Here is a 20,475-nt window from a genome sequence, read left to right as displayed (position 1 = left end):
CGCGCCCCTCGGGTGCCCACCCGACGCCGCCACGGCGCCGCTGAGGGGGTTCAGGCGGGGAGGGTGAACCGCCCGTCGTCGGTCTGCTCGACCAGGCCGTCGGCCAGCAGGGAGTCCAGGCACCGGGACCGCTGCACCGGGTCGTCCCAGGCGGCGTCCAGGGCCGGGGCGGGGACCGGGCCGTCGGCGGCGCGCAGGACGTCGAGCAGCCGGCCGCGGACCTGCCGGTCGGTGCCGGCGAACCGCTGCACCCGCTTCGGCGGCCCCTCGGCGGCGGGACAGCCGGCCAGCCGCCAGGCGCACCGGTCCCGCACCGGGCACGCGGCGCACCGCGGCGTGCGGGCCACGCAGACCAGCGCGCCGAGCTCCATGGCCGCCACCGAGAACCGGCACGCCCGCTCCCGGTCCGCCGGCGCGAGCGCCGCGACGTCGGTCAGGTCGGAGGCGCGCGCGGGCCCGGCCTCGGCGCGGCCGTGCACCAGCCGGGCCACCACCCGCCGCACGTTGGTGTCCACGACCGGCTGCGGCGTCCCGTGGCCGAAGCAGGCCACCGCCCGGGCCGTGTAGGTCCCGATGCCCGGCAGCGCCTCCAGGGCCGCCACGTCGGCCGGGACGGTGCCCCCGTGCCGCTCGACGAGGGCCACGGCGGTCTCCCGCAGCCGCAGCGCCCGGCGTGGGTAGCCGAGCTTGCCCCAGGCGCGGATCACCTCGGCCGGCGACGCGGCGGCGAGCGCGGCCGGGGTGGGCCAGCGCTCCGTCCAGGCGCGCCACACCGGCTCGACCCGCGCCACCGGCGTCTGCTGCAGCATCACCTCGCTGACCAGCACCGCCCACGGGTCCACGCCGGGCCGGCGCCACGGCAGGTCGCGGGCCGCCGTGTCGTACCAGTCGACGAGGGCGTCCCCGAGTCCGGCGGTGCTGCTCACGAGGGTCCAGTGTGCCCCGCGCCGGGCCCGGCCCCCGGCCGCGGCGTGCCCTGTGGGGACGGCCCGGAGGCGCGCACTACCGTCGCCCCTGTGCTGCACCCGGTCGGGCCCCTGCCGGCCGCCGTCTACTGGCGACGGCGGCTGCTCGTGCTCCTCCTGCTCGTCGCCGTCCTCGGCGGCGGGACGTGGCTCGGGGTGGCGCTGGTGAGCGGCGGCTCGGGGAGCCCGGCCTCGGCCGCCGGCACCTCGGAGGCGGCGTCGACGGCGTCGGCCTCGGCGGAGCCGCCCGCCCTCGACCGGGTCCTCCCGTCGGTGGCCGGCGTGCAGACCCCCACACCGCCGCCCACCCCGACGCCGGCCGCACCCCCCGCGCCGGCCGGCCCGGTCCAGCAGGCCGGCGCCCCGTGCGGCGACGACGTCGTCGCGCTGGAGGTGCGCACGCCCGGCACGGTCGCCGCCGGCTCCTCGCCGACGCTCGAGCTCGTCGTCACCAACACCGCCGCGGTGCCGTGCACCCGCGTGCTGGACAAGCAGGTGCAGGAGATGGTGCTGCTCGACGCGGCCGGCGCCCGGCTGTGGGGCAGCAACGACTGCCAGCCCGAGACCAGCAGCGACACCCGCACGCTGCAGCCCGGTGAGCAGGTGGTGTTCCCGCTGGTCTGGAGCGGACTGACCAGCGAGCCGACCTGCACCGCGGCGCGCGTCGCGGTGGCCCCGGGTCAGTACGTGCTGCGCGCCCGGCTGGACACCAAGACCAGCCCGGACGCCGTCCTCAGCATCACCTGACGAAGGACCTCCCCGCCCCCCACCGCTCGCAGGCTCGCGGCGGGCCCCTGCAGGGAGGCCGTTCCCGCTCCGTCGGTGGTGGGCCGCCGGCTAGCTGTAGCGGTCGAGGATCGAGGTCTCGGCCAGCCGGGACAGGCCCTCGCGGATGCCCCGGGCCCGGGCCTCGCCGACGCCCTCGACGGCGAGCAGGTCCTCGATGGTGGCCGCGAGCAGCTTCTGCAGGCCGCCGAAGTGGTCGACCAGGCGGTCGATGATCGCCGCGGGCAGCCGCGGCACCCGGGCCAGCAGCCGGTAGCCGCGCGGGCTGACGGGGGAGTCCAGCGCGTCGGCCGAGGTGGGCAGCCCGTAGCAGCGCGAGACGGCGGACAGGTCGAGCAGCTCGGTGGCCGACAGCCCCCGCAGCTCGGCGAGCACGTCCTCGATGGTGCGCGGCCGGCGGGTGCCCGGGGCGGGCAGGTAGTCGCGCACCAGCAGCGCGCGGTCCTCCTCGACGCCGGCCAGCATCTCGTCCAGCTGCAGGGCCAGCAGCCGGCCGTCGGTGCCCAGCTCGACGACGAAGCCCTCGATCTCGTCGGCGATCCGCCGGACCATCTCCAGCCGCTGGCTGACGCTCATCGCGTCGCGCACGGTGACCAGGTCCTCGATCTCCAGCGCCGAGAGGGTGCTGGCGACCTCGTCGAGGCGCAGCTTGTACCGCTCCAGCGCCGCGAGGGCCTGGTTGGCGCGGGCGAGGATGGTCGTCGGGTGCTCGAGCGTGTAGCGCCGCCCGGCCACGTAGACGCTGATGATGTGCATCGACTGGCTGACCGAGATCACCGGGAACCCGCTCTGCACGGCCACCCGCTCGGCGGTCCGGTGCCGGGTGCCCGACTCCTCGGTGGGCACGGTCGGGTCGGGCATCAGGTGCACGCCGGCCCGCACGATGCGCAGCCCGTCGGAGGACAGGATCACCGCGCCGTCCATCTTGGCCAGCTCGCGCAACCGGGTGGCCGACAGCGCGACGTCGAGGGCGAACCCGCCGGTGCAGATGGACTCCACGACCCGGTCGTAGCCGAGCACGATGAGGGCGCCGGTGCGGCCGGCCAGGATGCGCTCCAGGCCGTCGCGCAACGCGGTCCCCGGGGCGATGCGGCCGAGCAGCTCGCGCAGGGCGACCTCGGAGTCCACAGCGGGGGGCACGGGTGCTCCTGACGTCGTCGCGGTACGGCGGTTGAGTCTACGTGGGAGGCCGACCTGCCGGTCGGGAGCGGGGTGCGGGGAGTGCGCTCAGCCGGGGAAGAGCCCGGCGAGGGCGGCCCCCAGGTCGGGGACCTCCATGAGCCGGATGCCCTTGGGCGCCTGGCCGGCGTCCGGCGGGACCAGCGCGAGCCGGTAGCCCTGGCGGGCGGCCTCGGCCAGCCGCCGGCCGGTCCCGCCGACCCGCCGGATCTCCCCGGACAGGCCCACCTCGCCGAGGGCGACCATGCCCTCGGGCAGTGGCGTGTCCCGCGACGCCGAGGCGATGGCCAGCGCGAGGGCGAGGTCGGCCGCGGGCTCGGCGATCTTCACCCCTCCGACGGAGGCGGCGAAGACGTCGGCGTCGGCCAGCCGGACGCCGCCGCGCCGCTCGACGACGGCGTTGACCATCGCGACCCGCTGGGAGTCCAGCCCGCTCACCGCCCGCCGCGGCGAGCCGCCGCCGGTGTTCGTGGCGACGAGGGCCTGCACCTCGGCCAGCAGCGGCCGGCTGCCCTCCATGGTCACCGTGACGCAACTGCCGGGCACCGAGGCGGTGCGGCGCGAGACGAACAGGTGGGAGGGGTCGGGGACGCCGACCACGCCGCCGTCGCCGATCTCGAAGCAGCCGATCTCGTCGGCCGGGCCGAACCGGTTCTTGGTGGCGCGCACCAGGCGCAGCGTGGAGTGCCGCTCGCCGTCGAAGGACACGACGACGTCGACCAGGTGCTCCAGCGCCCGCGGCCCGGCGATCGCGCCGTCCTTGGTGACGTGCCCGACGAGGATCGTCGTCATCCCGCGGGACTTGGCGACGGCGGTGAGCGCGGTGGCCACCGAGCGGACCTGGGTGGCGCCGCCGTCGGTCCCGTCGACCGCGGAGGAGCGGACGGTCTGCACGCTGTCGAGCACCAGCAGCGAGGGCGCGACCTGCTCGACGTGGGCGAGGACGGCCGACAGCTCGGTCTCGGCGGCGAGGTAGAGCCGGTCGTGCAGGGCGCCGATCCGCTCGGCGCGCAGCCGCACCTGCGCGGCGGACTCCTCGCCGGAGACCACCAGCGTGGGGCCGTTGGACTCCGCCACCCGGTGGGCGACCTCGAGCAGCAGCGTGGACTTGCCGACGCCGGGCTCACCGGCGACGAGGACCACCGCGCCGGGCACCAGGCCGCCGCCGAGGACGCGGTCGAACTCGGGGATGCCGGTGGGCACCGCCCGCGCGCCGTCGAGCTGGACCTGGGCGATCGGCCGGGCGGGCGCGGTGACCGGGCCCGCGGCGACCGAGCGGAGCGCCGGCGCGGCGGGCCCGGCCTCCACCAGCGTGCCCCAGGCCTGGCACTCCGGGCACTTGCCCATCCACTTCGCCGACGAGAAGCCGCACTCGGTGCAGCGGTGGGCGGGACGGGCGGGCTTCACTCCGGAGGGCACACCGCCACGGTAGGTGGGGGTACCGACACTCCCGGGGAGGACGCGGCAGGCCTCACTCGGACTGCGTGTCCTCCTCGTTCTCCGGGTTCTCCGGCTCCTCGCCCTCGTGGAAGTCGAACGCCTCGCCCCGGTCGATCTCCTCGTCGGGGCCGGCCACCAGCGCCTGCGTGGTGATCTCGCCGGCCTGCTCGAAGGACAGGGTGAGCGTCAGGGTCTGCCCGGCCGTCAGCTCCTCGCCCAGGTCCTGCAGCGTGACCGTCGCGCCGTCCTCGCCCCCGATGTACAGCGCGGTGTCGGCGGGGACGTCCAGCGAGAGCCGGGTGCTCGCCGTCGCGCCGGCGGAGGGCGACGCCCCCGGGGTGGCGCCGGTGCTGCCCGGCGTCGGGGTGGCCGTGGGGGAGCTGCCGGCCGGGGACGACGGCGAGGGGGTGGGGCCGGTCGAGGAGACCAGCACGCCGTCGAAGCCCTCGCCCTCGATGCCGGTGAGGGTGTCGTCGGAGTCGGAGGCGTTGACGATCGTGATGATCAGCTCGGCGTCGTCGCCCTCCTCGTACCGGCCGTTCTCGGGCGGGGCGAGCAGCACCTGGCGCAGCAGGATGTCCTCCACCTGCGCCTGGGGGCCGACCTTGTCACGGTCCTGGGTGCCGGTCTGCGAGATCTGGCCGGCGCTGCAGGCGCCGAGCGCGACCGGGCTGAGGACGAGGGCACCCATCACGGCGGCGCGCAGCGCGCGGTTCACAGCGGTCGACCTCCACGGGGAAACAGCAGCCGGCCACCGTGCGTCTCGATGGCCCGAGTCGCGCCGAGCCTAACGGTCCGCCCACCGTGTCCGCCGGGAGGTGAGGCCGATGGGGCGCCCCGGACCCGGTGCCGGTGGAGAGCCGCGCGACCCTGCCCTCGCTGACTTCCCCGAACGGGCGCCCGGTACGCGTCGGTGGACCTCCGCCGACCCGCTCGGCCCGCACTTCCTCGACGCGCCCGGCCAGCCGGTGCTGCTGATCCGCCGCCCGCTGGAGGGCCTGGACCGGTTGGAGGACCTGCCGCTCGTCGTCGGGCGGGACGCCGCCCGGGGCACCTCCGCCCCCTGATCGGGGGACGGGCGGTCCAGTTCCCCGTCCGGCCTGCCGATGCCTCCCCCTGCACGGGGGACGGCACGGGAGGTGCTGATGGCGGTCGGAGCCGCGTTCGACGACGTCCTCGCGGCGGCCCGGGCGGGCGCCGCGTGGGCCTTCGAGGTGCTCTACCGGGACCTGTCCCCGGCGGTCACGGGCTATCTGCGGCTGCACGGCGCCCCGGACCCCGACGACCTGGCCAGCGAGACGTTCCTCGCGGTCTTCCGCGGGCTGTCCGGCTTCACCGGCGACGAGGCGGGGCTGCGGTCCTGGGTGTTCACCATCGCCCACCGGCGGCTGGTCGACGACCTGCGCCGGCGCAGCCGCCGCCCGCTGCTGGCCGACGGGGGCGCGGACCTGCTGCCCGAGGTCGCCGGCGGGGACGTGGAGGACGACGTCCTGACCCGGCTGGGCGCCGAGGCGGTGCACCGGCTGTGCGCGGGCCTGCCGGAGGACCAGCGCTCGGTCCTGCTGCTGCGGGTCCTGGCCGACCTCACCGTCGAGCAGGTCGCCGCCGTGACGGGCCGGTCGGTCGCCTCGGTCAAGGCGCTGCAGCGGCGCGGCCTGCGCCGGCTGCGCGAGGAGCTGGAGCCCGCCGGGACCACCCCGACGAGGGAGACGACGACGGGCCGCGCACCCCTGCGGGCCCGTCCGGCGATGACGGGGGCGAGATGACCACGCCAGCCGACGCCCGAGCCGCGGAGGAGGCCCTCGAGGCCTGCCTCGCCGGCCGTCCCGTGCCCGAGGGTGCCCGGTACCTGACCGCGTTCACCGACGCGGTCCGGTCCTCCGCCTCCGCGCCGGGCCGCCCGAACGCGGCCCTGGCCGAGCTCCTGGCGACCGGTCTGCTCACCGACCAGTCGGACCCGTCCACGCGGACGACCGGGCACCCCGCCCGGGCCTCACGGAAGAGAACCCGCATGTTCATCACCTCCCTCGCCGCCAAGTTCGCCGCGCTCTCCGCGGTCGCCAAGGCCGCCGCGGCCGGCGGCGCCGTCGCGGTCGCCCTGACCGCGGGCACCGCCGCGGCCGTCGTCGCGCCCGAGGACGCCACCCCGGCCGTCACCGAGGCCGGCGACGGCACGGAGGCCGTCGTCGACGACACCGTCACCGGCGGCACCGTCACCGGCGACACCGTCACCGGCGGCGCGCCGGCCGGCGACGAGGGCGACGGGACCGTCGACGGCTCGACCGACGAGGTGGCCGGGGACGGCAGCACCGACGAGACCGCCGCCGAGGAGGTCGCCGAGCAGGAGGTCGCCGAGGAGGAGGCCGCCGTCGAGGAGCCGGTGGCCACCCCTGAGGTCACCCGGGACCAGTGGGAGGCCGGCCCGGCCGAGGGGCAGTCCCACGGCGACTGGGTCAGCCAGGGCGCCCGCAACGGCTGGGTGACCGGTGAGCGGGTCAGCGAGAAGGCCCACGAGCGCAACGCGGAGCGGCAGGCCGCCCGCGAGGCCGCCCGTCAGGCCGAGCAGCCGGCGACGGAGCCCGTCACCGAGGAGCCGGAGGTCGTCGCCCCGGCACCCGCTCCCGAGGCGCCCGTCGCCACCACCACGACCGGCGGCAACGGCCACGGCAACGGTGGCGGCAACGGCAACGGCAACGGCCGGAAGTGACCGACGGCGGGGCCGCGCTCAGGTGAGCGCGGCCCCGCCCGCCAGCAGCAGCACCACGTCGAGCACGGTCAGCAGCAGGACCGCCGGGAAGGCCAGCCGGCGGAAGGGCGCCGTCCCGGCCAGGGCGGCGACGGCGACCGCGGGCACCGCCAGCACCAGCCCCGCCCAGCCCCACCACGCGGGCGGGCCGGCCGGGCCCAGCACGAGCAGCAGCGACGCCGTCCCGAGCAGCAGCGCACCCACCACCGCCGACACGCGGGGACCCAGCCGGTGCGGCAGGCCCCGGACGCCGGTCGCCAGGTCGTCGGCGATGTCGGGGGCCACGTTGGCCAGGTGGGCCGCCGCGCCCAGCGCCGCGCCGGCGGCGGGCAGCCACCACGGCGCGGCCGGGGTGCCCGGCGCCGCGGCCACCACCCCGGCGGGCAGGGCGCCGAAACCGGTGACGTAGGGGAGCCCGGAGGCCACCGTGCGCTTCAGACCCGCGTTGTAGGCCCAACCGCTCGCCACGAGCACCAGCAGCAGCAGTCCGGGCACCCAGCCCAGCGCCAGGGACAGGACGACGGCCGCGGCGGCCGCGCCGAGGGCCGCCGAGCGCAGCGTGTCGGGCGCGACGGCGCCCTGCACGACCGGCTTGTCGGCGCGCGCGACGGCGCGGTCGCGGTCGGCGTCGAGCCAGTCGTTGCTCCACCCGATGGACGCCTGACCTGCGAGGACGGCCAGCCCCACGAGCACCACGCGCCCCGGGGACACCTGCGCGGTGACCGCCAGGAGGGTCGCCACGACGGTGACCGCGACCGCCGGCGGCGCGTGCGTGGCCAGGACGAGCGCACGGACCGAGGCACCCCGCGAGGCCCGTGCAGGCACACCGACCACGCGCTGTCAACCCCTCCCGGGTACTTCACCAGGCCTCTGACCTGCGGATATCCATCGGCGGACCGTTCCGGCCGCCAGTGTGCCGTGCTAACCTGGGTACAGCGAAAGGGGTCACACACACATGGGCTTCACTGTCGGCGAGACCGTCGTCTACCCGCACCACGGTGCCGCTCTGATCGAGGCGATCGAGACGCGGGTCATCAAGGGTGAAGAGAAGGCCTACCTCGTGCTGAAGGTCGCCCAGGGCGACCTGACCGTGCGCGTGCCGGCCGACAACGCAGAGATCGTCGGCGTCCGTGACGTCGTCGGTCAGGACGGGCTCAACCGCGTGTTCGAGGTCCTCCGGGCCCCGCACACCGAGGAGCCGACCAACTGGTCGCGCCGCTACAAGGCCAACCTCGAGAAGCTGGCCTCCGGCGACGTCAACAAGGTGGCCGAGGTCGTCCGCGACCTGTGGCGCCGCGACAAGGACCGTGGCCTCTCCGCCGGCGAGAAGCGGATGCTGTCCAAGGCCCGCCAGATCCTGGTGAGCGAGCTCGCGCTCGCCGAGGGGACCAACGAGGACAAGGCCGAGGTGCTGCTCGACGAGGTCCTCGCCAGCTGACCCCCGTACCCTCGCTCCACCGGACCGCTCCCGTGTCCGCTGTCGGCATCGTCGCAGCGGCCGGGAGCGGTTCGCGTCTGGGGGCGGACAAGCCCAAGGCGCTCGTCGAGCTGGCCGGCCGCCCCCTGGTCTCCTGGGCGGTCGACACGCTGCTGGCCGGCGGCGTCGCCGAGGTCGTCGTCGCCGTGCCCGCGGCCGAGCGCGACGCCTTCGCCGCCGTCCTGCCCGGCAGCGTCGCGCTGGTCGACGGCGGCGCCACCCGCACCGCCTCGGTCCGTGCCGCGCTGTCGGCCGCCGGCTCCCGCGCCGAGGCCGTCCTCGTGCACGACGCCGCCCGTCCGCTGACCCCGCCGGACGTCGTCACCCGCGTGCTGGCCGCGCTGTCCGCCGGCGCGCCCGCCGTGGTCCCGGTGCTGCCGGTCGTGGACACCACCGTCGTCGTCGACGCGGCCGGCACGGTCACCGAGGCCGTGCCCCGCGCGTCGTTGCGGCGGGTGCAGACGCCACAGGGCTTCGACCGCGCCGTGCTGGTGGCGGCGTACGCCGCGCTGGACGACGCCCTCGTGGATGCTGCGGAGCTCACCGACGACGCCGCCGTGGTGCGCGCCGACGGCGTCCCGGTGACCACCGTGGCCGGCGACGAGCGCGCCGCGAAGGTGACCGTGCCGCACGACCTGCACCTGGCCGCGCTGCAGGCGGCCCGGTGAGCGACGACCTGCCCCGGGTCGGCCTCGGCGTCGACGTGCACCCGGTCGAGGCCGGCCGGGAGTGCTGGCTGGCCGGGCTGGAGTGGCCCGGCGCCGACGGCTGCGCCGGCCACTCCGACGGCGACGTCGTCGCGCACGCCCTCACCGACGCGGTGCTGTCCGCGGCCGGCCTCGGCGACATCGGCGGGCTGCTCGGGACCGACGACCCGCGCTGGGCCGGCGCCCGCGGCGTCGCCGTCCTCGAGCACGTGCGGGAGACCCTGGCCGCCGCCGGGTGGCGGGTCGGCAACGCGGCCGTCCAGCTCGTGGCGCCCACGCCGAAGCTCGGTCCGCGCCGGGCCGAGGCGGAGGCGGCGCTGTCCGCGGCGCTGGGCGCCCCGGTGAGCGTCACCGCCACCACCACGGACGGGCTGGGCCTGGTCGGCCGCGGCGAGGGGCGGGCCGCCCTCGCGACGGCGCTGGTCGTCCGGACGGGGTCCGTGGACTCCGCGCTGGGCTGACGGTGCGCTCCGTGGACTCCGCGCTGGGCTGACGCTGCGCTCCGTAGACTCCGCGCAGTGAGCCTCCGCCTGTACGACACGGCCGCGCGCGCGGTCCGGGACTTCACGCCCCTGCGTCCCGGCGAGGCCTCGGTGTACGTCTGCGGGCTCACCGTCCAGGGGCCGCCGCACGTCGGGCACGTGCGCGCCGCCGTCGCCTTCGACGTCCTGCGCCGCTGGCTGACCGCCGGCGGGCTCGAGGTCACCTACGTCCGCAACGTCACCGACATCGACGACAAGATCCTCGCCAAGGCCGCCGAGCACGGCGTCCCGTGGTGGGCCTGGGCCTACACGAACGAGCTGGCCTGCACCCGCGCCTACGACGCCCTCGGCGTCCTGCCGCCCACCTACGAGCCGCGCGCGACCGGGCACGTCACGGACATGGTGGCGCTGGTCGAGCGGCTGGTGGAGCGCGGGCACGCCTACACCGTCGACGGCGACGCCTACTTCGACGTCCGCAGCTTCCCCCGCTACGGCGAGCTGACCCGGCAGGCCCTGACCGACCTGCAGCCGGCCGCCGACACCGACACCGACGAGCGCAAGCGCGACCCGCGCGACTTCGCGCTGTGGAAGGCGCACAAGCCCGGCGAGCCGGAGACCGCGAGCTGGCCGACCCCGTGGGGCCCCGGCCGGCCCGGCTGGCACCTGGAGTGCTCGGCGATGGCGGGGCGCTACCTCGGCGCGGAGTTCGACATCCACGGCGGCGGGCTGGACCTGCGCTTCCCGCACCACGAGAACGAGCGCGCCCAGTCGATGGCCGCCGGCCTGCCGTTCACCCGGTACTGGATGCACAACGGCTGGGTCACCCTCGGCGGCGAGAAGATGAGCAAGTCGCTGGGCAACACCGCGCTGGTCGACGAGGTGGTCCGCCGGGTGCGGCCGGTCGAGCTGCGCTACTACCTGGTGGCGCCGCACTACCGGTCCACCGTCGAGTTCACCGACACCGCGCTGGCCGAGGCGGGGGCGGCCTACCGGCGGCTGGAGTCGTTCGTGCAGCGCGCCGCGGAGCGCTGCGGCCGGGACACCCCGACCGGCCTGCCGGCGGCGTTCCGCGAGGCCATGGACGACGACCTCGGCACCCCGGCCGCGGTCGCCGTGGTGCACGACGTCGTCCGCGCCGGCAACACCGCGCTGGCCGAGGGCGACGACGCCGCGCTGGCCGACGCGCTCGGCGCCGTGCGGGGCATGCTGGGCGTGCTGGGGCTGGACCCGCTCGACCCGCACTGGGCGGCCGGCGGGGGCGCCGGCGACCGGCTGGCCGAGGTCACCGACGGCCTGGTCCGGCTGGCGCTGGAGCAGCGCCAGGCCGCCCGCGCCCGCAAGGACTACGCGGCGGCCGACGCGCTGCGCGACCAGCTCACCGCCCTCGGCGTGCAGGTCGAGGACACCCCGCAGGGACCCCGATGGGAGCTGACCCGCTGATGGCCGGAAACAGCCAGCGCCGCGGCCGCACGAGCGGCGCGGGCAAGAAGGGCGCCACCGCCGGCACCGGCGGCAAGAACCGCCGGTCGCTGGCCGGCCGCGGGGCGACCCCGCCGGCCGAGAAGCGCACGGGCCACCCGGCGCAGCGCCGCGCGCAGGCCGACGCCCGCCGCCGCGCCGAGCGCGACCGCAGCCGCCAGCGCGCCGAGGAGGCGCCGGAGCTGCTGCTCGGCCGCAACCCCGTCGTCGAGGCGCTGCGGGCGCGGATCCCCGCGACGGCGCTGTACGTCGTCACCGGGGACACCGCCCGCGCCGACGAGCGGGTGACCGAGGCGGTGCAGCTGGCCGCCGACCGCGGCCTGCCGCTGCTGGAGGTGGGCAGGGCCGAGTTCGACCGGATGTCCAACGGCGCGCTGCACCAGGGCATCGGGCTGCAGGTCCCGCCCTACGAGTACGCCCACCCCGACGACCTGCTCGACGTCGCCCGCGACTCCGGCCGCCCGCCGCTGGTGGTGGCCATGGACGGCGTCACCGACCCGCGCAACCTCGGCGCGGTGGTCCGCTCGGCGGCCGCCTTCGACGCGCACGGCGTCGTCGTGCCGCAGCGGCGCGCGGTCGGGATGACCGCCTCGGCGTGGCGCACCAGCGCCGGCGCCGCCGCCCGGCTGCCGGTGGCCCGCGCGGTCAACCTGGCCCGCGCGCTCGCCTCCTACCAGGACGCCGGGCTCACGACGGTCGGCCTGGCCGGCGACGGCGACGTGGACATCGCCGACTACGACGGCCTCGCCGACCCGGTGGCGCTGGTCGTCGGCGCGGAGGGCGCGGGGCTGTCCCGGCTCGTGCGCGAGCGCTGCGACGTCGTCGTCCGCATCCCCATCACCCGCGACACCGAGTCGCTCAACGTGAGCGTCGCGGCGTCCATCGCCCTCTACGCCGCGGCCCAGGCCCGGCGGTGACACTGCGGTCCTGCCGGACCGCGCCGCGGCCGGGTGCCGTCCCCCCGGTGCCGTGAGCTCCGGCGGACGCGTCCCTCCTCGGGGACCCTCCGGGCCCCGCTCGTCGGTCGCAGCCACCGCGGCCCGGCTCGGGCTGGAGCCGCACCCCGAGGGCGGCTGGTACCGGCGCACCTGGACCTCACCGGCGGTGGTCGGGGACCGCCCGGCCGCGACGGCGATCCTGTTCCTGCTCGCGCCGGGGGAGCGCTCGGCGCCGCACACCGTCGACGCCGACGAGCTGTGGCTCTGGCACGGGCCCGGCGCGCTGGTGCTGCACGTGGGCGCCGAGCGCACGGTGCTGGACGCGGCGCAGCCGCAGGTGCTCGTGCCCGCCGGCGTCCGGCAGGCGACCGACCCGGCGGAGGACGAGGTGCTGGTGACCTGCGTCGTCTCGCCGGGCTTCGCGTGGAGCGGCTTCCGGCTGGTCTGAGCCGAGCCGGGGTGGGCTCAGCCGAGGAGCTGGGCGAGGGTGTAGATCACCAGCCCGGCGAGGCCGCCGACGACGGTGCCGTTGATGCGGATGAACTGCAGGTCGCGGCCCACCTGCAGCTCGATGCGGCGGCTGGTCTCCTCGGTGTCCCAGCGGGCGACGGTGCTGCCGACGACGTCGGCCAGGTCGCCGGCGAAGCGCTCCACCAGGTAGCCGGCCACGCGCACCGACTGCCGCTGCACCCGCTCGCGCACGAGCGGGTCGGTCTGCAGCAGCCGGGCGGCGTCGCGGATGATGCCGGTCACCCGGGACCGCAGCTCGGAGTCGGGGTCGGCGGCGGCAGCGAGGAACGAGGTCTTCGCGTTGGTCCACAGCGACGAGGACCAGGTGCGCACCGCCGGGTGGTCGAGCAGCTCCTTCTTGAACCCCTCGACGCGGGCGGCGGTGTCGGGGTCGGTGCGCAGGGCGTGCACGTAGGCGCGCAGCCGGGCGTCGTAGACCCGTCGCAGCTCGTGGTCGCGGTCCTCGCCGACCTCCTCCAGGAAGCCCTCGACGCCGGCGAACACGCGGTCGAACACCCGGTCGTCGACCCAGTTGGGCACCCAGGACGGCGAGGCGTCCCCGAGCTGGGCGCGGAAGACGACGCGGTTCTCCTCGAGGAACCGGGCGAGGTAGCGCAGGGCCGCCGACAGCACCTCCTGGTGCCGGTCGCCGTCGACCACCAGTTCCAGGACCCGGGCCAGCACCGGCGCGGCGGGCGTCGCGTGCAGCTTGCGGTCGACCAGGCCGGAGACGGCCTGCTGCAGGTCGTCGTCGCGGAGCAGGTCGGTGAGGCCGGTGAGCCCGGCGGCGGCGTCGCCGGCCAGCCGCTCGGCGCGGCCGGGCGCGGCCAGGAAGCCACCGAGCCGGCCGGGGACGTCGACGGCGGCGAGCCGGTCCTCGACGACCGAGCGGGTCAGGAAGTTCTCCTGCACGAACGTGCCCAGGCTCGCGCCGATCTGGTCCTTCTTGCGCGGGATGATCGCCGTGTGCGGGATCGGCAGCCGCAGCGGGTGCCGGAACAGCGCGGTGACGGCGAACCAGTCGGCCAGCGCGCCGACCATCGAGGCCTCGGCGGTGGCCCGCACGTACCCGACCCAGGGCCCGGCGGTGTCGCCGAGCAGCACGCAGGCGAGGAAGACGGCCGCCGCGAGGAGGAACAGCCCCGTGGCCAGCCGTTTCATCCGCCGTAGTCCGGCAGCGCGCTCCGGGTCGTCGAGCGAGGAGGCGAGCGGGGCGCTCACAGACGACGACACCCTCCCCAGCCTAGAGGCGGGGGAGGGTGCCATCCCGGGCTGGAGGGGGTCAGCCCGCGCTGCTGCCGAGGGTGACCTCGACCGTCGTCGTCCCACCACCGCGCTGGACGGTCAGCTCCACCTGGTCGCCGGGGGCCGAGTCGCGGATCGCGGCGGTCAGCTCGGTGGAGGTGGTCACCGCCCGGTCGCCGACCGCGGTGACGACGTCGCCGGCCTGCAGGCCCGCGTCCGCGGCGGCCCCGCCGGGCTGCACCTGGACGACCTGCGCGCCGGTGCCCACCTCGGACGAGCCGCTCGCGCCGGCGGTCTGCGCCTGGACCCCGAGGACGGCGTGGGTGGCCGAGCCGGTGTCGATGATCTCCTCGGCGATCCGCTGGGCGGTGTTGCTCGGGATGGCGAACCCGACCCCGATGTTGCCGCTCTGCGACGACGAGCCGGGCGCACCCGAGGCCACCGAGGCGATCGCGGTGTTGATGCCGATGACCTGGCCGGAGGCGTCGACCAGCGCACCGCCGGAGTTGCCGGGGTTGATCGCGGCGTCGGTCTGCAGGGCGTCGATGACGGTGGCGTCGTCCTGGGTGGAGCCGGTGGCCACCGCGCGGTCGGTGGCGCTGACGATCCCGTCGGTCACCGTGTCGGACAGGCCGAGCGGCGCGCCGATCGCGACGGCGAGGTCGCCGACCTGCACGTCGTCGGAGTCGGCGAACGTGGCCGCGGTGAGCCCGCCGGCGCCCTGCAGCCGGATCACGGCGAGGTCCGAGGTCGGGTCGGTGCCGACGACGGTGGCGTCGTAGAGGGTGCCGTCGGAGGTGCGCACCTGGATCGCGGCGTTGTCCGTGCCGCTGTCCAGCGTGACGACGTGGTTGTTGGTGAGCACGTAGCCGTCGTCGGAGAGCACCACGCCCGAGCCGCTGCCCGAGCCCGAGCCGCTGGTCACGTAGACGGTGACGACGCTGGGGGAGGCCTTGGCGGCCGCGGCGGTCACCGCGGTCGCGTTCTCCGGGTCGGTGATGACCACCGACTGCGCCGCGGCCGCCGTGCCGCTGCCGCTGCTGCCGCCGTCGGAGGTGAGGGCGACGACCCCGGCCCCGGCGCCGCCGCCGATGAGCGCCCCGGCGAGCAGGCCGGCGACCCCGATCCGGAGCCGGCCCGCCCGCCGTCCCTCCGGCGCCGGCGCGGGGGAGGGCGCCGGCGGCGGCAGGGTCGCCGTCGCGGTGCCGGCCGGCGGGTACCAGGAGTCGCCGGACGGCGGCGGGGTCCAGCCCGGGGTCGCACCGGTCGGCTGCGCCGGGTTCGGGTACGGGTGTCCGTTCACTGCTGTGGTCCTCCTCCTGGGCGGCCGTCCGCCGCTCTGGTGACCACTGTCGGCCCGGCGTCTGGCGGGGCACTGCGGAGCGCCTGTGAGGTGTCTGGAGGTCCTCAGCGGGGGAGGTCCGGCAGCACCCGGCCGCGGGCGACCAGCTCGGTGACCACCCAGACGGCCGCCACCTCGGCGGCCAGCAGCCCCACGAGGACCAGCAGCTGGGCGGCCCCGGCGGCCAGCGGGCCGCCCCCGCCGAGCAGCACGCCGACGTAGGCGCCGGGCAGCGTGACCAGGCCGACGGTGCGGGTCTGGTCCAGCGGCGGCAGCAGGGCGGTCGCGGCGGAGGGCCGGGCGACCTCGAGGACCGCGTCGCGCGGGAGCAGGCCGAGCGCCAGGGCCGCCTCGACCTCCCCGCGGCGGATCGTCAGCTCCTCGCGCAGCCGCCGGCCGGCCAGGGACGTCGCCGTCATCGCGCCGCCGACCAGGATGCCCGCGACCGGGATCACCGCCTCGCCGCGCAGCGGCACCGTGCCGCTGGCCAGCACCAGCGCGACCACCGGCGCGGCGCCGCCGGCCACCGCCAGCGCCGCGGCCCCCACCCGGCGCGGGGCTCCGGGCGCCCGCAGCGGCAGGCCGCTGACCCGCCCCGCCGCCGTGACCGCGGCGACGCCGACCATCAGCAACGCGAACGCCGCCGACAGCCACAGCGAGCGGACGACGACCAGCAGCACGGCGGAGACCGCCGCCAGCTGCACGGTGGCCCGCAGCGCCGCGACGACGACCGGCCGCTCCTGCCCCAGCCCGGACAGCCGTCCGCCCGCCGCCGCCAGCGCGGTGAGCAGCACCAGGACGACGGCCAGCGGCAGGCCGGGCTCGACGACGGAGGTCCCCACGGCCGCCGATCCTGCCGTCCACCACCCGGCCGCCCGCGACACGCCGACCACCGTGTGCGACGGGAGCGTCGCGGGGTAGAGGGGGAGCCCGGTCGCTCCCCTGGGAGCGGGCGGGTCCCCGCTGCCCGGCCTGCGCTCCTGGAGGCTGTTCGTGTCCACCCGCGGTCTGCCCGCCCGCCTGCTCGTGGGCCTCGCCGCCCTCACCGCCGTCGCGGTCGCCGTCGTCGGCGGCCTCGCCCTGCGGCCCCCGGGGCTGCTCGCCGTCGCGCTGGCCGCGGTGGTGACCTCCTGCCTGGCCGGCGGCGTGGCGCGCGAGTCGCACGAGGACGGCCGGCCGCCGCGCTACACGCCGCTGGAGGCGGCCTGGCGGGCCGGCGCCGTCACGATCGGCGTGCTGCTGTTCCTGTCCGGCGTCGCCGTGCTGGGCGGCCCGGCGCTCACGGCGCTGACCGGTGCGGTGCTCTTCCTCGGCGGGCTCGGGCTGTGGCTGCTGCACACCGGCCGCCCGGCGCGGCCGGCCGCCCCCGACGACGCGCCGGCGGGCAGCGGGCTCGCCGCGGCCGTGCCGCAGCGGCCGGTGGCCGGCGCCCGCCCGGCGGAGGCCGTCGGGACGGTCACCTCCCTGCCGCCGGTGGCGACCCTGACGACCGCGGCCCTGGGCCGCGAGTGGCTGAGCACGACGGCGGCGCTGGCCGGCCGGCTGGACCCGGTGGCGCGGCAGGCCGTCGTCCGCCGCCGCCAGGACGTCCTCGACGAGCTCGAGCGCCGCGACCCCGCCGGCTTCGCCCGCTGGCTGGCGGAGGGGCCGCTGCCCGGCAGCGATCCGGCCGGCTACCTGCGCGAGGGCCCGGCGGCCGCCTGAGGGTCGAAGACGGCGGCGGGGTCGACGTTCATCACGACCTCGCAGTCGCAGAACCCGCCGTACTCCTCGAGCCCCTCGTGCAGCCGGTCCAGGGCGATGCCGTGCCCGGCGGCCCAGGCGTCGGTGGCGCGGTGGGTCCGGTCGCAGCCGCCGGCCGCGATGACGTCGTCGAGGTGCTCGCGCAGCGCGTCCAGCTGGGTCCGGTCCAGCGGCAGGAGCCCGGCCGGGTCGTCGATCGGTGCCACGCGGTCAGCATCGGCAGCAGGGACCTCAGGGTCGACCCGTGTCGTCGGCCGGGACGGCGGAGGACAGCGCCCGGCCCAGGCGGAGGAACCACACCGGCACGGCGAGCCCACCGAGCACGGCGGGTGTGCCCCCGGCCGCGAACGCGATCCGCCGGCGCAGGGACCCCTCCGGCAGGAGCAGCCCGGCCCCGGCCGCGGCGCTGCCGGCGAGCACCGCGCCACCGGCCCGCACGCCGAGCCGGGTCACCGTGTCCGGCAGGGTCCCGCGTCGGCCGCGGCAGGTCAGCACCACCCAGCCGGCCAGCACCTCGAACGCACCGACGGCGACCGGCGCCTGCACGGGGAAGGGCACCACGCCGAGCACGAGCGCCGGCCCGGCGAGGGTGAGCACGCCGGTCGCGGCGAGCCCCGACCGGCGGGCCCACCGGCCCGGGCTGACCGCCAGCACCACCGGCACCATCAGCGCCGTGCCGACCGACCCGACGACGTCGTTGGCGGATCCGAGGGACACCGGCAGCACCCGGCGCCGTCCGGCCTCGACGGCGTAGAAGGCCACGAGCAGCGCATTCGCGGCCATCCCGGTGACCCCGGCCGCGCGGGCCCACGGAGCGGCACGTCGCAGGTCCACGGTGCGCCTCCCCACCCGGCCCGGCGACGAGCCGGCCGCGCGGACGACGCTGACAGGGGCCGTCGTCGCCCGTCCAGGGACGAAGGGCCGGCCGAGGGTCCCTATCCTGGAGGCCGGGACCCGTCCCCGTGTCCCGCCGGCGTGGCGCAACTGGTAGCGCACCCGACTTGTAATCGGGCGGTTGGGGGTTCGAGTCCCCCCGTCGGCTCAGTCGAAGCTGCCCGCCCCGCCCACGCGGTAGGGGTGGTGCCGCTCGGCGCGGGCCGCCCGCGCCCGCTCGGCGCGCTCCTCGCGCAGCCGGGCGGCGGTGCCGGCGGGGTAGCCGGCCTTGGCGACGCGGTGCTCGGTGGTCTCCACCACGAACGCCAGCGAGTACATCAGCCCCACCATCAGCCCCCCGGCCGCCGCGGTCAGCCGGTAGCCCATCCCCACGGGGACGGCGACCAGGCAGATCACGACCAGCGGGGCGAGCTGCACCAGCGAGCGGGCGATGTGCCGGCGCAGCCATCCCGGGCGGGTGGTGTCCGACAGGACCCACGGCGACAGCTCCCGGGGCAGCCCGCCGCCGACGGCGTAGCGGAGCCACTGCAGGACGGTGGGGCGGCGGGACGTCGCGGGCGCGGCGTGCTGGGTGCGCACGCCTCGACGGTAGGCCCCGCCGTCCACCGCGGGAACCCGGACCGGACCGTCCCGTCCGGGCCGTTGCCCCCGCGCGGCGGCGGGTGGACACTGCGACCCTCGCCGGAGGGAGGGCTCCCGTGCAGATCGCCTCGCTGCTCCGCCGCAAGGGCCCCGACGTCGTCACCGTCGCGCCGGACCAGCCCGTCCGCGCCGCCCTCGCGCTGCTCGCCGAGCACCGCATCGGCGCGCTCGTGGTCTCCCGCGGGGGAGGGGCCGTCGACGGCATCGTCTCCGAGCGCGACGTCGTCCGGGCCCTGCACGCCTCCGGACCGGAGGTCCTCGACGGGCCGGTGTCGGCGCTGATGACCGCCGAGGTGCGCACCTGCGTGCCCGGCGCCTCGGTGCACGACCTCGCGCGCACGATGACCGACCACCGCATCCGGCACGTGCCCGTCGTCGAGGACGGCCGGCTGCTCGGGATCGTCTCCATCGGCGACGTCGTCAAGGCGCGCCTCGACGAGCTGCAGGACGAGCGGGACCACCTCGTCGACTACATCCAGACCACCTGACCGCGCGGCGTACGGTGCCCGCCGTGGACGAGCGGCGGCTGGGCACGGCAGCGGGGCTCGCCGCCTACGGACTGTGGGGTCTGTTCCCGCTGTACTTCCCGCTGCTGGAGCCGGCCGGCGGGGTGGAGATCGTCGCCCACCGCATCGTCTGGTCGCTGCTGTTCGTGGCGGTGCTGCTGACCGCGCTGCGCAGGTGGGGGCTGGTCCGCGCGGCGGTCACCGACCGGCGCACGCTGCTCGTCCTGGCCGGGGCCTCGGTGCTCATCGCGGCCAACTGGCTGGTCTTCGTCTACGGCGTCAACTCCGGGCACGTCGTCGAGACCTCGCTCGGCTACTTCATCAACCCGCTGGTCAGCGTGCTGCTCGGCGTCGTCGTGTTCGCCGAGCGGCTGCGCCCGCTGCAGTGGGTCGCGGTCGGGCTGGCCGCGGTGGCCGTCGTCGTCCTGACCGTCGACCACGGCCGGCCGCCGTGGATCGCCCTGGCGCTGGCCGCCACCTTCGGCAGCTACGGCCTGCTCAAGAAGCTGGTGCGGGTGGAGGCGGCGCCGGGCCTGTTCGTCGAGACGGCGGTGACCTTCCTGCCGGCGCTGGTCCTCCTCGGCGTGCTGCAGGCCACCGGGCGGGGGACCGCGGGGTCCGAGGGCACCGGCCACCTCCTGCTGCTCGTGGCCTCGGGCGTCGCGACCGCGGTGCCGCTGCTGCTGTTCGCCGCGGCCGCCCGCCGCATCCCGCTGTCGACCGTCGGGCTGCTGCAGTACGTCACGCCGCTCATGCAGCTGGCGCTCGGCGTCTTCGTGTTCCACGAGCCGATGCCCCCGGCGCGGCTGGCCGGCTTCGCGATCGTCTGGGCGGCGCTGGCGGTGTTCACCGTGGACAGCCTGCGCTCGGCCCGGGCCGCCGGCCGCCGGGCGGCCGCCGAGCAGGTGCCTGCCGCGGCCTGATCGCGCGCGTCTCGGGCTGTGGCCTGTCACCCCCCGGGCCTACCGTTGTGGGTGACGGCTTCCCCCCGATCGAACGGACCCGACCATGACCCCCGACCCCGACCCCGCGGTCTCCCCGCCGGGGGGCTCGGAGTCCGGTGAGGGTCCCGCGCAACCCGCGGGCCTGACCCGGCGCGAGCACGAGATGCTGGCCTTCGAGCGGCAGTGGTGGCGCCGGCCCGGCGCGAAGGAGACCGCGATCCGCGAGCGGTTCGGCCTGCCCCCGACCCGGTACTACCAGGTGCTGAACGCGCTGGTCGACCGCCCGGCCGCGCTCGAGGCCGACCCCCTCCTCGTCCGCCGCCTGCGCCGGCTGCGCACCGCGCGGCGGCAGCGGCGTTCGCCTCACGTGCTGGGCAAGGGCTCGTCCGCCCTCTAGATTTGGTGACCGTGGGCAGGCATGCGGCACCAGGCGGTGACCAACCGGACCGG

General features: G+C 77.1%; 25 protein-coding genes and 1 tRNA gene. 15 read left to right on the top strand and 11 right to left on the bottom strand.

Annotated elements, in window-relative coordinates; translation table 11 throughout:
- Nucleotides 1-50 precede the first annotated feature (50 nt).
- Complete coding sequence (locus tag ACI796_RS18350) at nt 51-926, bottom strand: A/G-specific adenine glycosylase (RefSeq protein ID WP_456942657.1); 876 nt, start codon at nt 924-926, stop codon at nt 51-53.
- Nucleotides 927-1,016: 90 nt separating this feature from the next.
- Between ACI796_RS18350 and ACI796_RS18345 the strand changes: the two genes are divergently transcribed.
- Entirely contained in the window at nt 1,017-1,712 is a 696-nt protein-coding gene (locus ACI796_RS18345; protein WP_456942656.1) for a MucR family transcriptional regulator, read from the top strand.
- Between the two features lie 90 nt (nt 1,713-1,802).
- On the opposite strand, the gene disA is transcribed toward ACI796_RS18345, so the two are convergent.
- The 3 genes from disA to ACI796_RS18330 form a co-directional block, all read right to left on the bottom strand.
- Nucleotides 1,803-2,891, bottom strand: coding sequence for a DNA integrity scanning diadenylate cyclase DisA (gene disA / locus ACI796_RS18340; RefSeq protein ID WP_456942655.1), 1,089 nt, complete (start codon nt 2,889-2,891; stop codon nt 1,803-1,805).
- A gap of 87 nt (nt 2,892-2,978) precedes the next feature.
- The gene (gene radA, locus ACI796_RS18335; RefSeq protein ID WP_456942654.1) at nt 2,979-4,349 is read right to left on the bottom strand and encodes a DNA repair protein RadA; all 1,371 of its coding nucleotides are present in this window, start codon (nt 4,347-4,349) and stop codon (nt 2,979-2,981) included.
- 52 nt (nt 4,350-4,401) lie between these two features.
- Complete coding sequence (locus ACI796_RS18330; protein ID WP_456942653.1) at nt 4,402-5,088, bottom strand: hypothetical protein; 687 nt, start codon at nt 5,086-5,088, stop codon at nt 4,402-4,404.
- Nucleotides 5,089-5,197: 109 nt separating this feature from the next.
- Here ACI796_RS18330 and ACI796_RS18325 point away from each other — a divergent pair, with 109 nt between their 5' ends.
- The 3 genes from ACI796_RS18325 (at nt 5,198) to ACI796_RS18315 (ending at nt 7,077) form a co-directional block, all read left to right on the top strand.
- The gene (locus ACI796_RS18325; protein WP_456942652.1) at nt 5,198-5,437 is read left to right on the top strand and encodes a hypothetical protein; all 240 of its coding nucleotides are present in this window, start codon (nt 5,198-5,200) and stop codon (nt 5,435-5,437) included.
- Nucleotides 5,438-5,515: 78 nt separating this feature from the next.
- Nucleotides 5,516-6,136 (top strand): RNA polymerase sigma factor, encoded by a 621-nt coding sequence (locus ACI796_RS18320; protein WP_456942651.1) that lies wholly within the window; start codon nt 5,516-5,518, stop codon nt 6,134-6,136.
- Nucleotides 6,133-7,077, top strand: a complete 945-nt coding sequence (locus ACI796_RS18315; protein ID WP_456942650.1) for a hypothetical protein — start codon at nt 6,133-6,135, stop codon at nt 7,075-7,077. Before ACI796_RS18320 ends, ACI796_RS18315 begins: the two co-directional genes overlap by 4 nt.
- An 18-nt stretch (nt 7,078-7,095) precedes the next feature.
- On the opposite strand, the gene ACI796_RS18310 is transcribed toward ACI796_RS18315, so the two are convergent.
- Nucleotides 7,096-7,941 carry a UbiA family prenyltransferase gene (locus ACI796_RS18310; RefSeq protein ID WP_456942649.1) on the bottom strand — a complete coding sequence of 282 codons (846 nt, stop codon included), beginning with the start codon at nt 7,939-7,941 and terminating at the stop codon, nt 7,096-7,098.
- A 130-nt stretch (nt 7,942-8,071) separates the two neighbouring features.
- On the opposite strand from ACI796_RS18310, the gene ACI796_RS18305 reads away from it, so the two are divergent.
- From ACI796_RS18305 to ACI796_RS18280, 6 genes are read left to right on the top strand one after another with little or no spacing between them, the layout of a single operon-like run.
- On the top strand, nt 8,072-8,554 hold the full coding sequence (locus ACI796_RS18305) for a CarD family transcriptional regulator (RefSeq protein ID WP_073418385.1): 483 nt from the start codon (nt 8,072-8,074) through the stop codon (nt 8,552-8,554).
- Between the two features lie 32 nt (nt 8,555-8,586).
- Nucleotides 8,587-9,261: a 2-C-methyl-D-erythritol 4-phosphate cytidylyltransferase gene (ispD, locus tag ACI796_RS18300; protein ID WP_456942648.1), complete on the top strand. Its 675-nt coding sequence runs from the start codon at nt 8,587-8,589 to the stop codon at nt 9,259-9,261.
- The gene (gene ispF / locus ACI796_RS18295) at nt 9,258-9,761 is read left to right on the top strand and encodes a 2-C-methyl-D-erythritol 2,4-cyclodiphosphate synthase (protein ID WP_456942647.1); all 504 of its coding nucleotides are present in this window, start codon (nt 9,258-9,260) and stop codon (nt 9,759-9,761) included. The genes ispD and ispF overlap by 4 nt, the downstream gene beginning before the upstream one ends.
- 57 nt (nt 9,762-9,818) lie before the next feature.
- Complete coding sequence (cysS, locus tag ACI796_RS18290; RefSeq protein WP_456942646.1) at nt 9,819-11,222, top strand: cysteine--tRNA ligase; 1,404 nt, start codon at nt 9,819-9,821, stop codon at nt 11,220-11,222.
- The gene (rlmB, locus tag ACI796_RS18285; RefSeq protein ID WP_456942645.1) at nt 11,222-12,178 is read left to right on the top strand and encodes a 23S rRNA (guanosine(2251)-2'-O)-methyltransferase RlmB; all 957 of its coding nucleotides are present in this window, start codon (nt 11,222-11,224) and stop codon (nt 12,176-12,178) included. The genes cysS and rlmB overlap by 1 nt, the downstream gene beginning before the upstream one ends.
- A gap of 52 nt (nt 12,179-12,230) precedes the next feature.
- The gene (locus tag ACI796_RS18280) at nt 12,231-12,647 is read left to right on the top strand and encodes a cupin domain-containing protein (RefSeq protein WP_456942644.1); all 417 of its coding nucleotides are present in this window, start codon (nt 12,231-12,233) and stop codon (nt 12,645-12,647) included.
- Between the two features lie 17 nt (nt 12,648-12,664).
- Here the strand turns inward: ACI796_RS18280 and ACI796_RS18275 are convergent, their stop codons facing one another.
- The 3 genes from ACI796_RS18275 to ACI796_RS18265 all read right to left on the bottom strand — a co-directional run bounded on the left by ACI796_RS18275 (nt 12,665) and on the right by ACI796_RS18265 (nt 16,138).
- Nucleotides 12,665-13,942, bottom strand: coding sequence for a DUF445 domain-containing protein (locus ACI796_RS18275; protein ID WP_456942643.1), 1,278 nt, complete (start codon nt 13,940-13,942; stop codon nt 12,665-12,667).
- Nucleotides 13,943-13,991: 49 nt separating this feature from the next.
- Nucleotides 13,992-15,257, bottom strand: coding sequence for a S1C family serine protease (locus ACI796_RS18270; protein ID WP_456942642.1), 1,266 nt, complete (start codon nt 15,255-15,257; stop codon nt 13,992-13,994).
- Nucleotides 15,258-15,361: 104 nt separating this feature from the next.
- The gene (locus ACI796_RS18265) at nt 15,362-16,138 is read right to left on the bottom strand and encodes an ABC transporter permease (RefSeq protein WP_456942641.1); all 777 of its coding nucleotides are present in this window, start codon (nt 16,136-16,138) and stop codon (nt 15,362-15,364) included.
- Between the two features lie 151 nt (nt 16,139-16,289).
- Here ACI796_RS18265 and ACI796_RS18260 point away from each other — a divergent pair, with 151 nt between their 5' ends.
- On the top strand, nt 16,290-17,000 hold the full coding sequence (locus ACI796_RS18260; protein ID WP_456942640.1) for a hypothetical protein: 711 nt from the start codon (nt 16,290-16,292) through the stop codon (nt 16,998-17,000).
- Here the strand turns inward: ACI796_RS18260 and ACI796_RS18255 are convergent.
- Entirely contained in the window at nt 16,970-17,245 is a 276-nt protein-coding gene (locus ACI796_RS18255; protein ID WP_456942639.1) for a DUF2695 domain-containing protein, read from the bottom strand. The genes ACI796_RS18260 and ACI796_RS18255 overlap by 31 nt on opposite strands.
- A 25-nt stretch (nt 17,246-17,270) precedes the next feature.
- A complete protein-coding gene (locus ACI796_RS18250) occupies nt 17,271-17,873 on the bottom strand; it encodes a hypothetical protein (protein ID WP_456942638.1) in 603 nt (200 codons plus the stop codon).
- A gap of 135 nt (nt 17,874-18,008) precedes the next feature.
- Here ACI796_RS18250 and ACI796_RS18245 point away from each other — a divergent pair.
- A tRNA-Thr gene (locus ACI796_RS18245) sits at nt 18,009-18,081 on the top strand.
- Here ACI796_RS18245 and ACI796_RS18240 read toward each other — a convergent pair.
- A complete protein-coding gene (locus ACI796_RS18240) occupies nt 18,081-18,512 on the bottom strand; it encodes a DUF5313 family protein (protein ID WP_456942637.1) in 432 nt (143 codons plus the stop codon). The genes ACI796_RS18245 and ACI796_RS18240 overlap by 1 nt on opposite strands.
- Nucleotides 18,513-18,631: 119 nt before the next feature.
- Between ACI796_RS18240 and ACI796_RS18235 the strand changes: the two genes are divergently transcribed.
- The 3 genes from ACI796_RS18235 to ACI796_RS18225 all read left to right on the top strand — a co-directional run bounded on the left by ACI796_RS18235 (nt 18,632) and on the right by ACI796_RS18225 (nt 20,422).
- Complete coding sequence (locus ACI796_RS18235; protein WP_456942636.1) at nt 18,632-19,063, top strand: CBS domain-containing protein; 432 nt, start codon at nt 18,632-18,634, stop codon at nt 19,061-19,063.
- Nucleotides 19,064-19,086: 23 nt separating this feature from the next.
- A complete protein-coding gene (rarD, locus tag ACI796_RS18230; protein ID WP_456942635.1) occupies nt 19,087-20,004 on the top strand; it encodes an EamA family transporter RarD in 918 nt (305 codons plus the stop codon).
- An 85-nt stretch (nt 20,005-20,089) separates the two neighbouring features.
- The gene (locus ACI796_RS18225; RefSeq protein WP_456942634.1) at nt 20,090-20,422 is read left to right on the top strand and encodes a DUF3263 domain-containing protein; all 333 of its coding nucleotides are present in this window, start codon (nt 20,090-20,092) and stop codon (nt 20,420-20,422) included.
- Nucleotides 20,423-20,475: the final 53 nt, after the last annotated feature.

Source organism: Geodermatophilus sp. SYSU D00525, from assembly GCF_054050475.1.
Note: the sequence above shows the minus strand (reverse complement) of the source record. Positions and strands in the feature narration are given on the sequence as shown.

Bases quoted from the DNA above. Each gene is read 5' to 3' on its own strand.
- ACI796_RS18325 (WP_456942652.1), top strand. From the start codon at position 5,198: ATGGGGCGCCCCGGACCCGGTGCCGGTGGAGAGCCGCGCGACCCTGCC.
- ACI796_RS18305 (WP_073418385.1), top strand. From the start codon at position 8,072: ATGGGCTTCACTGTCGGCGAGACCGTCGTCTACCCGCACCACGGTGCC.
- ACI796_RS18320 (WP_456942651.1), top strand. From the start codon at position 5,516: ATGGCGGTCGGAGCCGCGTTCGACGACGTCCTCGCGGCGGCCCGGGCG.
- ACI796_RS18315 (WP_456942650.1), top strand. From the start codon at position 6,133: ATGACCACGCCAGCCGACGCCCGAGCCGCGGAGGAGGCCCTCGAGGCC.
- ACI796_RS18225 (WP_456942634.1), top strand. From the start codon at position 20,090: ATGACCCCCGACCCCGACCCCGCGGTCTCCCCGCCGGGGGGCTCGGAG.
- rlmB (WP_456942645.1), top strand. From the start codon at position 11,222: ATGGCCGGAAACAGCCAGCGCCGCGGCCGCACGAGCGGCGCGGGCAAG.